The 12,295-nt window shown below is 56.7% G+C and carries 11 protein-coding genes, 4 tRNA genes and 1 other RNA gene; 8 read left to right on the top strand and 8 right to left on the bottom strand.

The window, feature by feature from the left end; translation table 11 throughout:
• Nucleotides 1-79 precede the first annotated feature (79 nt).
• Nucleotides 80-841 (bottom strand): sulfate transporter CysZ, encoded by a 762-nt coding sequence (cysZ, locus tag FY206_RS17795; protein ID WP_032643479.1) that lies wholly within the window; start codon nt 839-841, stop codon nt 80-82.
• 230 nt (nt 842-1,071) lie between these two features.
• Between cysZ and zipA the strand changes: the two genes are divergently transcribed.
• The 3 genes from zipA (at nt 1,072) to FY206_RS17780 (ending at nt 4,357) form a co-directional block, all read left to right on the top strand.
• A complete protein-coding gene (gene zipA / locus FY206_RS17790) occupies nt 1,072-2,055 on the top strand; it encodes a cell division protein ZipA (RefSeq protein ID WP_032643476.1) in 984 nt (327 codons plus the stop codon).
• A gap of 69 nt (nt 2,056-2,124) precedes the next feature.
• Nucleotides 2,125-4,140 carry an NAD-dependent DNA ligase LigA gene (ligA, locus tag FY206_RS17785; RefSeq protein ID WP_032643474.1) on the top strand — a complete coding sequence of 672 codons (2,016 nt, stop codon included), beginning with the start codon at nt 2,125-2,127 and terminating at the stop codon, nt 4,138-4,140.
• A 1-nt stretch (nt 4,141) separates the two neighbouring features.
• Nucleotides 4,142-4,357 (top strand): DUF3820 family protein, encoded by a 216-nt coding sequence (locus tag FY206_RS17780; RefSeq protein WP_003861328.1) that lies wholly within the window; start codon nt 4,142-4,144, stop codon nt 4,355-4,357.
• Here the strand turns inward: FY206_RS17780 and FY206_RS17775 are convergent.
• Nucleotides 4,354-5,349 (bottom strand): bile acid:sodium symporter family protein, encoded by a 996-nt coding sequence (locus FY206_RS17775; protein WP_032643473.1) that lies wholly within the window; start codon nt 5,347-5,349, stop codon nt 4,354-4,356. The two genes, FY206_RS17780 and FY206_RS17775, sit on opposite strands and share 4 nt — an antisense overlap.
• Before the next feature lie 89 nt (nt 5,350-5,438).
• On the opposite strand from FY206_RS17775, the gene FY206_RS17770 reads away from it, so the two are divergent.
• A complete protein-coding gene (locus FY206_RS17770; protein ID WP_032643471.1) occupies nt 5,439-6,380 on the top strand; it encodes a LysR family transcriptional regulator in 942 nt (313 codons plus the stop codon).
• On the opposite strand, the gene FY206_RS17765 is transcribed toward FY206_RS17770, so the two are convergent.
• Entirely contained in the window at nt 6,371-6,712 is a 342-nt protein-coding gene (locus FY206_RS17765; protein WP_032643469.1) for a FlxA-like family protein, read from the bottom strand. The two genes, FY206_RS17770 and FY206_RS17765, sit on opposite strands and share 10 nt — an antisense overlap.
• Before the next feature lie 206 nt (nt 6,713-6,918).
• On the opposite strand from FY206_RS17765, the gene xapA reads away from it, so the two are divergent.
• The 3 genes from xapA to FY206_RS17750 all read left to right on the top strand — a co-directional run bounded on the left by xapA (nt 6,919) and on the right by FY206_RS17750 (nt 10,006).
• Complete coding sequence (gene xapA / locus FY206_RS17760) at nt 6,919-7,743, top strand: xanthosine phosphorylase (RefSeq protein WP_032643467.1); 825 nt, start codon at nt 6,919-6,921, stop codon at nt 7,741-7,743.
• Nucleotides 7,744-7,794: 51 nt separating this feature from the next.
• Nucleotides 7,795-9,051, top strand: coding sequence for a nucleoside permease (locus tag FY206_RS17755; RefSeq protein ID WP_032643465.1), 1,257 nt, complete (start codon nt 7,795-7,797; stop codon nt 9,049-9,051).
• A 67-nt stretch (nt 9,052-9,118) separates the two neighbouring features.
• On the top strand, nt 9,119-10,006 hold the full coding sequence (locus FY206_RS17750) for a LysR family transcriptional regulator (RefSeq protein ID WP_032643463.1): 888 nt from the start codon (nt 9,119-9,121) through the stop codon (nt 10,004-10,006).
• A gap of 61 nt (nt 10,007-10,067) precedes the next feature.
• Here FY206_RS17750 and FY206_RS17745 read toward each other — a convergent pair.
• The 5 genes from FY206_RS17745 to FY206_RS17725 all read right to left on the bottom strand — a co-directional run bounded on the left by FY206_RS17745 (nt 10,068) and on the right by FY206_RS17725 (nt 10,601).
• A non-coding RNA gene (locus FY206_RS17745) (RtT sRNA) lies at nt 10,068-10,196 on the bottom strand.
• 26 nt (nt 10,197-10,222) lie between these two features.
• Nucleotides 10,223-10,298, bottom strand: a tRNA-Lys gene (locus FY206_RS17740).
• 4 nt (nt 10,299-10,302) lie between these two features.
• A tRNA-Val gene (locus tag FY206_RS17735) sits at nt 10,303-10,378 on the bottom strand.
• A 30-nt stretch (nt 10,379-10,408) separates the two neighbouring features.
• Nucleotides 10,409-10,484: transfer RNA gene (locus FY206_RS17730), tRNA-Val, on the bottom strand.
• Between the two features lie 41 nt (nt 10,485-10,525).
• Nucleotides 10,526-10,601: transfer RNA gene (locus tag FY206_RS17725), tRNA-Val, on the bottom strand.
• A 258-nt stretch (nt 10,602-10,859) separates the two neighbouring features.
• Between FY206_RS17725 and gltX the strand changes: the two genes are divergently transcribed.
• The gene (gltX, locus tag FY206_RS17720; RefSeq protein ID WP_032643461.1) at nt 10,860-12,275 is read left to right on the top strand and encodes a glutamate--tRNA ligase; all 1,416 of its coding nucleotides are present in this window, start codon (nt 10,860-10,862) and stop codon (nt 12,273-12,275) included.
• Nucleotides 12,276-12,295 lie beyond the last annotated feature (20 nt).

Below are 12,295 nucleotides of genomic sequence, written 5' to 3'. Positions count from 1 at the left end.
TATATACTGCAAGGAAATAATGGGGATCAGTATGGAATAAGGGGCGGCATAAGCCACCCCTGTTTTACACATTTTTGCATTACTTCCATAACGCGTGCTTAGCACGATAGCAGTCGACCCACATGGCCGTCGCGCCGCAGACGGCGACGGGCATGATGAACAGATTAAGGAAGGGAATCATGGTGAACAGGCTGGTCAGCGCGCCAAACTGCATATTGGCGACCTTCTGGCTGCGCAGGGCGGTGCGCATCTCTTTAAACGGCACCTTGTGGTTATCGAACGGATAGTCGCAGTACTGAATAGCGAGCATCCATGCGCTGAACAGGAACCACAGCACCGGTGCCACCGTCTGGCCAATGCCGGGCACAAAATAGAGGATAAGCAGCACGACCGCGCGGGGCAGGTACCAGGCAAACTTCTGCCACTCGCGCTTCATGATGCGCGGCAGGTCTTTCAGGATCCCCAGCACGCCGGTGTCCGGCGGCGTGGCACCGGTAAGCCGCGCTTCCAGCTGTTCCGCCAGCAGGCCGTTAAACGGCGCGGCTATCCAGTTCGCAATGGTTGAGAAGAAATAGCCAAACACCAGCAGCACGGAGATAACCGCTACCGGCCAGAGCAGGTAGTTCAGCCACTGCAGCCAGTCCGGCACATGGCTCATCAGCGACGGGATCCAGCTTTCGAGCTTTGTAAAAAGCCACCAGAACGCGCCGCCCATCAGGATAATGTTGATCAACAGCGGCAGAATGACGAAGCGTCGAATACCCGGCAGGGAGACCAGTTTCCAGCCCTGAGAAAAATACCAGACCCCGCTGCGCGGAGGAGAAGAAGATGTTGAAACCATAGCCAGGCTGTACTCCTTTTTACACAACCAGTGGAATTGCCCGCCTATATTATCCACTTACGGAGCAATGACCAGTTCGGAAATGTTCGAAAAACCAGCAAAAAGCACGATTTCCTTCATCTTTATGCTGTGAATGCTCTGCACACACTTGCACTTGACGTAATCGGCAAATACTCTTAGTGAGTAAATGTTTGCCGTGGTGGCAAGGTGTTAGAACAACAGAGAATATAATGATGCAGGATTTGCGTCTGATATTAATCATTGTTGGCGCGATCGCCATAATCGCTTTACTGGTACATGGTTTCTGGACCAGCCGTAAAGAGCGTTCCTCAATGTTCCGCGATCGCCCACTGAAGCGCATGAAGTCCAGTCGTGACGACGATGACGGTGAAGATGACATCGACGGCAGCGACGACGACGGCGTGGGTGAAGTTCGTGTTCATCGGGTCAATACTGCGCCCGGTGCAGGCCATGGGGAGCATGAAGCGCCTCGTCCTGCGCAGCACCAGTATCAACCGCCGTATGCTTCTGCACAGCCGCGCCAGCCAGCGCCGCAGCCTGCGGAAGAGCCGGTGCGCCAGCCGCCGCAACAGCCTGTCTATCAGCAGCCTGCTGCGCCACAGCCGGTTCAACCGCAGCCGGTACAACAACCTGTGCAACAGCAGCCTGCTCAGCCGGTACAACAACCGCAGCAGCCTGTTCACGTTCAGCCTGCGCCGCAGCCCGCTCCGGCCCCGCACGTTGAGCCTGAGCCCGCTGTAGAGCCAGAGCCGGCTGTTGAAAAACCGCAGCGTAAAGAAGCGGTGATCATCATGAACGTGGCGGCGCATCACGGTAGCCATCTCAACGGTGACGTGCTGCTTAACAGTATTCAACAGGCAGGCTTCAAGTTTGGCGATATGAATATTTTCCATCGTCACCTGAGCCCTGACGGTAGCGGCCCGGCGCTGTTCAGCCTGGCCAACATGGTTAACCCAGGCACCTTCGATCCGGAAATGACCGGTGATTTCGTGACCCCGGGCGTGACTATCTTTATGCAGGTGCCGTCTTACGGCGACGAACTGCAAAACTTCAAGCTGATGCTGCAGTCCGCTCAGCACATCGCTGACGAAGTCGGCGGCGTGGTGCTCGACGATCAGCGTCGAATGATGACCCCGCAGAAGCTGCGCGAGTATCAGGACCGCATCCGCGAAGTTAAGGAAGCTAACGCGTAATTGCCGCGTTTTCTTCAACTCCTCCTCAACCCCCGCCTGTCGGGGGTTTTTTCTCATTGATGGTGCGATATGGACTCTATCGAACAACAACTCACTGAACTGCGAACCACGCTTCGCCATCATGAATACCTCTATCATGTTATGGACGCGCCGGAAGTCCCGGATGCGGAGTACGACCGCCTGATGCGCGAGCTGCGCGAGCTGGAGGCACAGCATCCTGAACTCGTTACGCCGGATTCCCCGACCCAGCGCGTCGGCGCCGAGCCGCTGGGGGCGTTCAGTCAGGTGCGTCATGAAGTGCCGATGCTGTCGCTCGATAACGTCTTCGATGAAGAGAGCTTTCTTGCGTTTAACAAGCGCGTGCAGGATCGCCTGAAAAGCAGCGACGCCCTCACCTGGTGCTGCGAGCTGAAGCTGGATGGCCTGGCGGTCAGCCTTCTCTACGAAAACGGCGTGCTGGTCCGTGCCGCGACGCGTGGCGACGGCACAACGGGGGAAGACATCACCACCAACGTGCGTACCATCCGCGCGATCCCGCTGAAGCTGCAGGGGGACAACATTCCTGCGCGTCTGGAAGTGCGCGGCGAGGTATTCCTGCCGCAGGCGGGCTTCGAGAAAATCAACGAAGAAGCGCGCCGCACCGGCGGAAAAGTGTTTGCTAACCCGCGTAACGCGGCGGCAGGCTCTCTGCGCCAGCTCGATCCGCGAATCACCGCAAAGCGACCGCTCACTTTCTTCTGCTACGGCGTTGGCATTCTGGAGGGCGGCGAGCTGCCGGATACGCACCTCGGGCGTCTGATGCAGTTTAAGGCGTGGGGCCTGCCGGTGAGCAACCGCGTTCAGCTCTGCGACTCGCCTGAGGCGGTGCTCGCGTTCTACCATAAGGTGGAAGCGGATCGTCCGACGCTCGGCTTTGATATTGATGGCGTCGTTATTAAGGTGAACTCGCTGGCGCTGCAGGAGCTGCTGGGCTTTGTGGCGCGCGCGCCGCGCTGGGCGGTGGCGTTCAAGTTCCCGGCTCAGGAGCAGATGACCTTCGTTCGCGACGTGGAGTTCCAGGTCGGTCGTACGGGGGCCATTACTCCGGTCGCTCGCCTGGAGCCGGTGCAGGTGGCGGGCGTGCTGGTGAGTAACGCCACGCTGCATAACGCCGATGAAATCGAGCGCCTGGGCCTGCGTATTGGTGACAAAGTGGTCATTCGCCGCGCGGGCGATGTTATCCCGCAGGTGGTTAACGTCGTAGAGTCAGAACGTCCTGATGACACGCGTGAAGTGATCTTCCCGACCCATTGCCCGGTGTGCGGCTCCGACGTTGAGCGCGTTGAGGGCGAGGCCGTGGCGCGGTGTACGGGCGGCTTAATCTGTGGCGCGCAGCGCAAAGAGTCCCTGAAGCACTTTGTCTCCCGTCGCGCGATGGACGTCGACGGCATGGGCGATAAAATTATCGATCAGCTGGTTGAGAAAGAGTATGTCCACACCCCGGCGGATCTCTTCCGGCTGACGGCGGGTAAGTTGACCGGCCTGGATCGCATGGGGCCAAAGTCAGCCCAGAACGTGGTGAACGCGCTGGAAGCCGCCAAAGAAACCACCTTCGCCCGCTTCCTGTACGCGCTGGGCATTCGTGAAGTGGGGGAAGCCACGGCGGCAGGGCTGGCGGCCTACTTTGGCACGCTGGAGGCGCTGGAAAAAGCGAGCATCGACGAGCTGCAGAAAGTCCCGGATGTCGGCATCGTCGTCGCCACGCACGTCTTTAACTTCTTTGCTGAGGAGAGCAACCGCGAGGTCATCGGCCAACTGCTGGAAGAGGGCATTAAATGGCCCGCGCCGGTGGCGATCAACGCCGATGAGATTGACAGCCCGTTCGCCGGTAAAACGGTGGTCCTGACCGGTAGCCTGAGCCAGCTTTCGCGCGACGATGCGAAAGCTCGCCTGGTGGCGCAGGGTGCCAAAGTGGCGGGCAGCGTGTCGAAGAAAACCGACCTGGTAATCGCCGGAGAAGCGGCGGGCTCGAAGCTGGCGAAAGCGCAGGAGCTCGGCATTGCGGTGATTGACGAAGCGGAAATGATGCGCCTGCTAGGAGAGTAACGTGGAGAAAGAACAGCTCGTTGAGATTGCCAATACGGAGATGCCGTTCGGTAAGTACAAGGGCCGCAGGCTGATTGATTTGCCGGAGGAGTATCTGCTGTGGTTTGCCCGCAAGGATGAATTCCCGGCAGGGCGACTGGGCGAGCTGATGGCCATCACGTTACTGATCAAAACCGAGGGGCTGACCCAGCTGGTTCAGCCCCTGAAGCGTCCTTAAGCCTTCGCGGCGCGGGTCTCTTCCTGCGCCAGCTTTTCGGTCTGGCGCTTGTAGCGACGCGCCAGCACCGCGCAGACCATCAGCTGGATCTGGTGGAATATCATCAGCGGCAGCACCATCATTCCAATCACCGATGTCGGGAACAGAATGTTGGCCATCGGAATACCGTTCGCCAGGCTCTTTTTCGAACCGCAGAACACAATCGTAATCTCATCCGCCTTGTTGAAGCCGCACCTGCGTGCCACAAAAACGTTTACCGCAATCACAATCGCCAGCAGGACAATGCTGACCACCACGATAAACAGCAGCGAGCCTGCGCCCACCTTGTGCCAGATCCCGTTCACGACAGCTTCGCTGAAGGCGGAGTAAACCACCAGCAGGATCGAGGTCTGATCGGTTTTTGAGATCCACTTTTTGTGCTTCGCCACAAACGCGCCCGTCCACGGTCGGGAGAGATGGCCCAGAACAAACGGCAGCAGCAGCTGCAGGCAGATTTTGCCCACCTGCTCAAGGTTACCCTCCGCGCCGTGCATGTTCATCAGCAGACCCACCAGCAGCGGGGAGACGAAAATCCCCAGCAGGCTGGAGGCCGACGCCGAGCAGACCGCGGCCGCGATGTTGCCACCGGCGAGAGAGGTAAAGGCAATGGCGGACTGCACGGTAGCGGGCAGAATGCAGAGATACAGGAAGCCGGTGTAGAGTGCCGGGTCAACGTTTACCGGCGCCCACCAGGCAAACAGCACCCCGAGGATCGGGAACAGAATAAACGTGCTGCACATCACCCAGAGGTGCAGCCGCCAGTGGCTGCCGCCCGCGATAATGGCTTCTCGGGAGAGCTTTGCGCCGTGCATAAAAAACAGCAGCGCGATGGCGGCCGTCGTCAGCCCTTCAAAGAACGGGACGAACCCGCCGCGGGCGGGAAAGAACGAGGCCAGTAAAACGGTGACCACCAGGGTAAGCGTAAACGGATCAAGGATACGAAAAAGTTTCATAATCACTCCTGAAAGCAGATGTCGCTATTGTGCTTTTTTCCATTTGAGAAATAAAATTGATTTATTGCATCCATTTATGAATTAAACAGATGAATTATTCCCTACGCCAGCTTCGCATTTTTGTCACCGTCGCCCATGCCCGCAGCTTTAGCCGGGCAGGGGAGATGATTGGCCTGAGCCAGTCGGCGGTCAGCCACAGCGTAAAAGAGCTGGAGAACCAAACGGGGGTCAGATTACTTGACCGCACCACGCGTGAAGTGGTGTTGACCGAAGCAGGGCAGCAGCTGGCTCAGCGCCTCGAACGCCTGCTGGATGAGCTGAACAGCACGCTCAGAGACGTAGGGAGACTGGGCCAGCAGCTTTCGGGCACCGTGCGGGTCGCGGCCAGCCAGACGATATCCGCGCACCTGATTCCGCAGTGTATTGCCGAGGGAAGCCGCTGCTATCCGGATATTGATTTTGTCCTGCATGACCGGCCGCAGCAGTGGGTGCTGGAGAGCATCCGCCAGGGGGATGTGGATTTTGGTATTGTTATCGATCCCGGTCAGGTAAGCGATTTGGCGTGCGAAAGCGTGCTTTCTGAACCCTTTTTACTGCTCTGTCGGGACGACGATCCGCTGGCATCGCTGACGGAAGTCAGCTGGCAGCGCCTGCAGGGCGCGAACCTGGTTTTGCAGGATTATGCCTCAGGCAGCCGTCCGCTGATTGATTCCGCACTGGTCAATCAGGGCGTTATCGCAACAATCGTGCAGGAAATCGGGCATCCGGCGACGCTGTTTCCCATGGTGGAAGCCGGCATTGGCATCAGCGTGTTGCCCGCTCTGGCGCTTCCCCTGCCGCAGGGAAGTCGACTGGCCGTCAGGCGATTAATGCCCGTTGTCGAGCGAAAGCTAATGCTGGTGCGGCGAAAAAATCGCTCACTCTCAGGGGCGGCGCAGGCTCTCTGGGAGGTGGTGCGTATCCAGGCACAACGCTTAACCGAAGCCCGCATACGCGACCCACTGTTTAACGCATCGGACGATCAGATGTAGATATCGATCTGACGATCGTCTGACGGGGTGTTAACCCCTTCCACTTTGCCGATCGCCTGGTCCTGTTTCTTCTGCGCCTCTTCGGCCTGCTGGCGCTGCAGCGCGGCGAGCTGCGCCTGCAGCATTTTGATCTGGTTCTGAATAAGCTCCTGCTGTTTTTTCTTCTCATCAACGCTGATGGGGCTGTTCGCCAGCTCGCTTAACTGCTTAGTCAGCTTTTGGATCTTGTTAAGAATGCTGCTGATTTGCGCAGCGATATCGTTACCGCCGGAAGCCCCGCTCCCTGTGCTGCTGGTTTGAATGGATGGGGTTGAAGCCTGAATGGTCGTCATACTTTTTCCTCGCGTGATAAAACAGAGGTATCGGCACCGGCGGGATTAGCTTGAGCAAAACTGTCATATCTGGCAGGGAGTTACATTGATACACAATCAGTATTGATGGTGCGGTGAAAGTGTATTGGAGGTCACCTGCGGGCTGCGGATATAAGAGGTAAGTCATGCGATCGCGACATCGCAATCTTAATCCTCAAGGAGCCTCTATGACCCTCTCGAATAACCCGTGGTACTGCGCCGATATCATTCGCGCCGCTAAGCCCAACTTCACGCCTCGCGTGGCGTTCATTCTCGGCTCCGGCCTGGGCGCGCTCGCCGACCAGATTGATGACGCCGTCTCCCTGAGTTACGAAAAGCTGCCGGGCTTCCCGGTAAGCACCGTCCACGGTCACGCAGGCGAGCTGGTGCTTGGGCATCTGGCCGGGGTGCCGGTGGCCTGCATGAAGGGGCGCGGTCATTTCTATGAAGGGCGCGGGATGACCATCATGACCGATGCGATCCGAACCTTTAAGCTGCTGGGGTGCGAGCTGCTGTTTAGCACCAATGCGGCGGGTTCACTCCGTCCGGAGGTTCAGCCAGGAAGCCTGGTTGCCCTGAGCGACCATATCAACACCATGCCGGGCACGCCGATGGTGGGGCTGAACGATGAGCGCTTTGGCGACCGTTTCTTCTCGCTGGCCAATGCTTACGACGCGGATTACCGTGCCGTTCTGCAAACCGTAGCAACGAAAGAAGGCTTCCCGCTGCATGAAGGGGTGTTTGTCTCTTATCCCGGCCCGAACTTCGAGACGGCGGCCGAGATCCGCATGATGCAAATTATTGGCGGCGATGTGGTGGGGATGTCCGTCGTGCCAGAAGTCATTTCCGCGCGTCACTGCGGCCTGAAGGTGGTGGCCGTTTCTGCGATTACCAATCTCGCTGAAGGTCTGGGGGAGGTAAAACTCTCGCATGAACAAACCCTCGCTGCCGCCGAGCTCTCCCGTCAGAACTTTATTAATCTTATCTGCGGTTTTCTCCGCCATATTGCCTGAGTAAAACAATAAAGTGGCCCGCAGGGGCCACGCTGCTATAAGGAATGGGCTATGAACATCACGACTCGCTTAAAGATGATGTACTTTATGCAATATTTTATCTGGGGGAGTTGGCTGGTCACCCTCGGTGCTTACATGATTAACACCCTACACTTTACCGGCTCCGACGTGGGCATGGTGTACAGCTCCAAAGGCCTTGCCGCGATCGTGATGCCTTCGCTGGTGGGGATTATTGCCGACAAGTGGCTGCGGGCCGACCGCGCCTACGTCATTTGCCACCTCGTCTGCGCTGTTGCGCTCTGTTATGCCGCCCAGGTGAATGAGCCCGGTCTGATGTTCTGGGTCATGCTGGTGAACGCGATGGCCTTCATGCCCACGATTGCGCTGTCGAACACCATTTGCTACTCCTGTCTTGAGCTGGCGGGGCTGGATACGGTGAGCCATTTTCCGCGAGTGCGGGTATATGGCACCGTGGGCTTTATTGCCGCGATGTGGGCAATAAGCCTGATGGGGGCAGAGTTAAGCAGCGTGCAGCTCTATATTGCAGCTGCCGCGTCCCTGCTGCTGGCGCTTTATTCTCTGACGTTACCGGCTATTCCGGTGGCGAAGCAGAAAACGGCTGCGTCTCTGGCAAGCAAGCTGGGCCTTAATGCGTTTATCCTGTTTAAACAGCCCCGCATGGCGGTGTTCTTTTTATTCGCGATGCTGCTGGGCGCCGTGCTGCAGATAACCAATACGTTTGGCAGCCCCTTTTTGCATGATTTTGCCCGTAATCCAGCGTATGCAGAGAGCTTTATCGTCAAGTATCCGTCCATTCTTCTCTCCGTATCGCAAATGTCAGAGGTGATCTTCATTCTGACCATTCCGTATTTCCTAGGACGGTTTGGTATTAAAGCCGTCATGCTGATGAGCATGGTGGCCTGGATGCTCCGGTTTGGTCTGTTTGCCTTTGGCGACCCTTCCGCAACAGGCTTTGTGCTGCTCATGCTTTCCATGATTGTCTATGGCTGCGCGTTCGACTTCTTCAATATTTCAGGATCGGTATTTGTTGAACAGGAGGTAAGCGCCGATATCCGCGCCAGCGCGCAAGGGCTGTTTATGACGACCGTTAACGGCATCGGGGCATATTTCGGATCGGTATTGAGCGGTATGGCGGTCGATTATTTCTCCGTAGACGGGGTCAAGGACTGGCAGACGATCTGGCTGGTGTTTGCGGCCTATGCCCTGGCGCTCGCGGTGGTCTTTTACTTCAGCTTTAACTACCACCATTCCTGTAAAAACAGCGAGATGCGCACAGTTGCACATTAAATTTTCCCTCTGGACGCTGAAAGGCTTTATGGTAGGCGCATAAGTGTTTTCGCCAGGATATGTTTTGATGGAACGCGTCTATCGGACCGATCTTAAGCTGCTGCGCTATTTTCTGGCCGTGGCTGAAGAACTGCATTTTGGACGGGCTGCGGCCCGTCTCAACATGTCTCAGCCTCCCTTAAGCCTGCATATTAAAGAGCTGGAAAGCCAGCTGGGCACGTTACTGTTTATTCGCCACTCGCGAAGTGTCGCCCTGACGCACGCCGGTAAGGTGCTGATGGAAGAGTCTCGTCGTCTGCTTGCCAGCGCAAACCAGGCGCTGGCTCGCGTCGAGCAAATTGGGCGGGGGGAAGCAGGGCGCATTGAGCTGGGGATTGTCGGTACCGCCATGTGGAGCGAGGTACGCACGGTCATGCGCACTTTTTTGAAAGAGCATCCGAACGTTGATGTCGTATTTCGCGAAAAATCGCCGGTTATGCAGATGGCGCTGCTTGAGCGCCGGGAGCTGGATGTCGGGATCTGGCGAATGGCAACGGAACCCACTGCGGGGTTTACCAGCCACCGTTTGCGGGAGGCGGCTTTTCTGGTGGCGATGCCGGAAGATCATCGCCTGGTCAGAGAATCCTCTATTGCGCTCGCCGAATTGCAGGACGAGTATTTTGTCACGATGCCTACCGCACATTCTGACTGGGCATTTTTACATCGCGTTTGCCAGCAGGCCGGATTTTCACCGTTGATTGTGCGTGAAGCCGTTGAGCCGCAAACGGTGCTGGCGATGATCAGCATGGGGATGGGGATTACGCTCGCCGCAGACAGCTACGCGCAAATGCAGTGGCCGGGCGTGGTGTTCCGACCCTTGAAAGAGCGTATTCCGGCAGATTTATATGTCGTTCATGACGAGAAGCAGGCGACGCCAGCGGTAAAGACGTTGATAAAGACGTTAACAGGGGCGTAAGGGTTTTGTAGGCTCTGTATTGCAGATAGCAAAAAAGCGCCTTTAGGGCGCTTTTTTACATTGGTGGGTCGTGCAGGATGACTCGCTCCGCTCGCCCTTCGGGCCGTCGCCGTAAACGGCTCCGGTGCCTTACTGCGTTCGGCTCGAACCTGCTGCAGGTTCGAATCATCCAGATCGCAGATAGCAAAAAAGCGCCTTTAGGGCGCTTTTTTACATTGGTGGGTCGTGCAGGATTCGAACCTGCGACCAATTGATTAAAAGTCAACTGCTCTACCAACTGAGCTAACGACCCGAAATGGTGGGCGATGACGGGCTCGAACCGCCGACCCCCTCCGTGTAAAGGAGATGCTCTACCAACTGAGCTAATCGCCCATTTCGGAACTGCTATCGATAAGGTGAAATTGGTGGGCGATGACGGGCTCGAACCGCCGACCCCCTCCGTGTAAAGGAGATGCTCTACCAACTGAGCTAATCGCCCAATCTCAATTCTTATCTACACTGCGAGTCTACTGAAGTAGATGGTGGGTGATGACGGGCTCGAACCGCCGACCCCCTCCGTGTAAAGGAGATGCTCTACCAACTGAGCTAATCACCCCCGCTGTGTGGAGTCGCATTATAGGGAGAGTTGAAAATGAGTCAACGCATTTTCTAAAGTTTTTATTCGTTCGTCGTAAAATTAAACAAAACGATCGCGAAATGGGCTGTGAAGCATGATTTCTAAACAAAAATCGCAAACTCGGCCATGATAAAGGGATCGACATTGAGGAATCCCCCCACAGTGATAGAATATTGCCCATCGTTTTTTCCCCAGGATTTGCCGATTGCCGGCATCTTTATAACGTAAGGCCATTTCATGAAAATCAAAACTCGCTTCGCGCCGAGCCCGACAGGCTATCTGCACGTCGGTGGTGCACGTACCGCTCTTTATTCCTGGCTTTTCGCACGCCATAACAAAGGTGAGTTCGTGCTGCGTATTGAAGACACCGATCTCGAGCGCTCCACCCCAGAAGCAATCGAAGCCATTATGGATGGGATGAACTGGCTGAATCTGGAATGGGATGAAGGCCCTTACTTCCAGACCAAACGCTTTGATCGCTATAACGCGGTCATTGATGAAATGCTGGTCGCGGGCACGGCGTATAAATGCTACTGCTCGAAAGAGCGTCTGGACGCGCTGCGTGAAGCGCAGATGGCGAACGGTGAAAAACCGCGTTATGACGGCCGCTGCCGCCACGACCATAGCGAACATGCAGCTGACGAGCCGTGCGTCGTGCGTTTTGCTAACCCGCAAGAGGGCTCGGTGATCTTTGACGACCAGATCCGCGGCCCTATTGAATTCAGCAACCAGGAGCTGGACGATCTGATCATCCGTCGCACCGACGGTTCCCCAACCTACAACTTCTGCGTGGTGGTTGACGACTGGGATATGGAGATTACCCACGTTGTTCGTGGTGAAGACCACATCAACAACACGCCGCGTCAGATCAACATCCTGAAGGCGCTGAACGCTCCTGTGCCAGTCTATGCACACGTCTCCATGATCAACGGTGATGACGGGAAAAAACTCTCCAAGCGTCACGGTGCGGTAAGCGTGATGCAGTATCGCGACGATGGCTATCTGCCGGAAGCGCTGCTGAACTATCTGGTGCGCCTGGGCTGGGCCCACGGAGACCAGGAGATCTTCAGCCGCGAAGAGATGATCGAACTGTTCTCTCTGAGTTCTGTCAGCAAATCCGCGAGCGCATTTAACACCGACAAGCTGCAGTGGCTGAACCATCACTACATCAATACCATGCCGCCAGAATATGTGGCGACGTACCTGCAGTGGCACATTGAGCAAGCAAATATTGATACCCGCACGGGCCCTGAGCTGGCGGAACTGGTGAAATTGCTCGGCGAGCGCTGCAAAACGCTGAAAGAGATTGCCGAAAGCTGCCGCTACTTCTATGAAGAGTTTGACGCGTTCGACGCTGACGCCGCGAAGAAACACCTCCGCCCGGTTGCGCGTCAGCCGCTGGAAGTGGTGCGTGACAAGCTTGCCGCCCTCACCGAGTGGACCGCCGAGAATGTGCACCACACCATTCAGGCGACGGCAGACGAACTGGAAGTCGGCATGGGTAAAGTCGGTATGCCGCTTCGCGTTGCGGTAACCGGTGCAGGACAGTCTCCGGCGCTGGATGTGACGGTTCACGCCATTGGCAAATCACGCAGCGTGGCGCGCATCAACAAGGCGCTGGACTTTATCGCTGAACGTGAAAATCAGCAGTAATCACGTCCAGGAAAAAGCAA

It is taken from the genome of Enterobacter chengduensis (assembly GCF_001984825.2).
In the GTDB taxonomy this organism is placed as follows: domain Bacteria; phylum Pseudomonadota; class Gammaproteobacteria; order Enterobacterales; family Enterobacteriaceae; genus Enterobacter; species Enterobacter chengduensis.
Note: the sequence above shows the minus strand (reverse complement) of the source record. Positions and strands in the feature narration are given on the sequence as shown.

Excerpts from the sequence above, each read along its gene's own strand:
- FY206_RS17750 (WP_032643463.1), top strand. The coding sequence starts at position 9,119 with ATGGAACGCGTCTATCGGACCGATCTTAAGCTGCTGCGCTATTTTCTG.
- FY206_RS17755 (WP_032643465.1), top strand. The coding sequence starts at position 7,795 with ATGAACATCACGACTCGCTTAAAGATGATGTACTTTATGCAATATTTT.
- gltX (WP_032643461.1), top strand. The coding sequence starts at position 10,860 with ATGAAAATCAAAACTCGCTTCGCGCCGAGCCCGACAGGCTATCTGCAC.
- FY206_RS17775 (WP_032643473.1), bottom strand. The coding sequence starts at position 5,349 with ATGAAACTTTTTCGTATCCTTGATCCGTTTACGCTTACCCTGGTGGTC.
- cysZ (WP_032643479.1), bottom strand. The coding sequence starts at position 841 with ATGGTTTCAACATCTTCTTCTCCTCCGCGCAGCGGGGTCTGGTATTTT.
- FY206_RS17770 (WP_032643471.1), top strand. The coding sequence starts at position 5,439 with ATGAATTATTCCCTACGCCAGCTTCGCATTTTTGTCACCGTCGCCCAT.
- xapA (WP_032643467.1), top strand. The coding sequence starts at position 6,919 with ATGACCCTCTCGAATAACCCGTGGTACTGCGCCGATATCATTCGCGCC.
- ligA (WP_032643474.1), top strand. The coding sequence starts at position 2,125 with ATGGACTCTATCGAACAACAACTCACTGAACTGCGAACCACGCTTCGC.
- FY206_RS17765 (WP_032643469.1), bottom strand. The coding sequence starts at position 6,712 with ATGACGACCATTCAGGCTTCAACCCCATCCATTCAAACCAGCAGCACA.
- zipA (WP_032643476.1), top strand. The coding sequence starts at position 1,072 with ATGATGCAGGATTTGCGTCTGATATTAATCATTGTTGGCGCGATCGCC.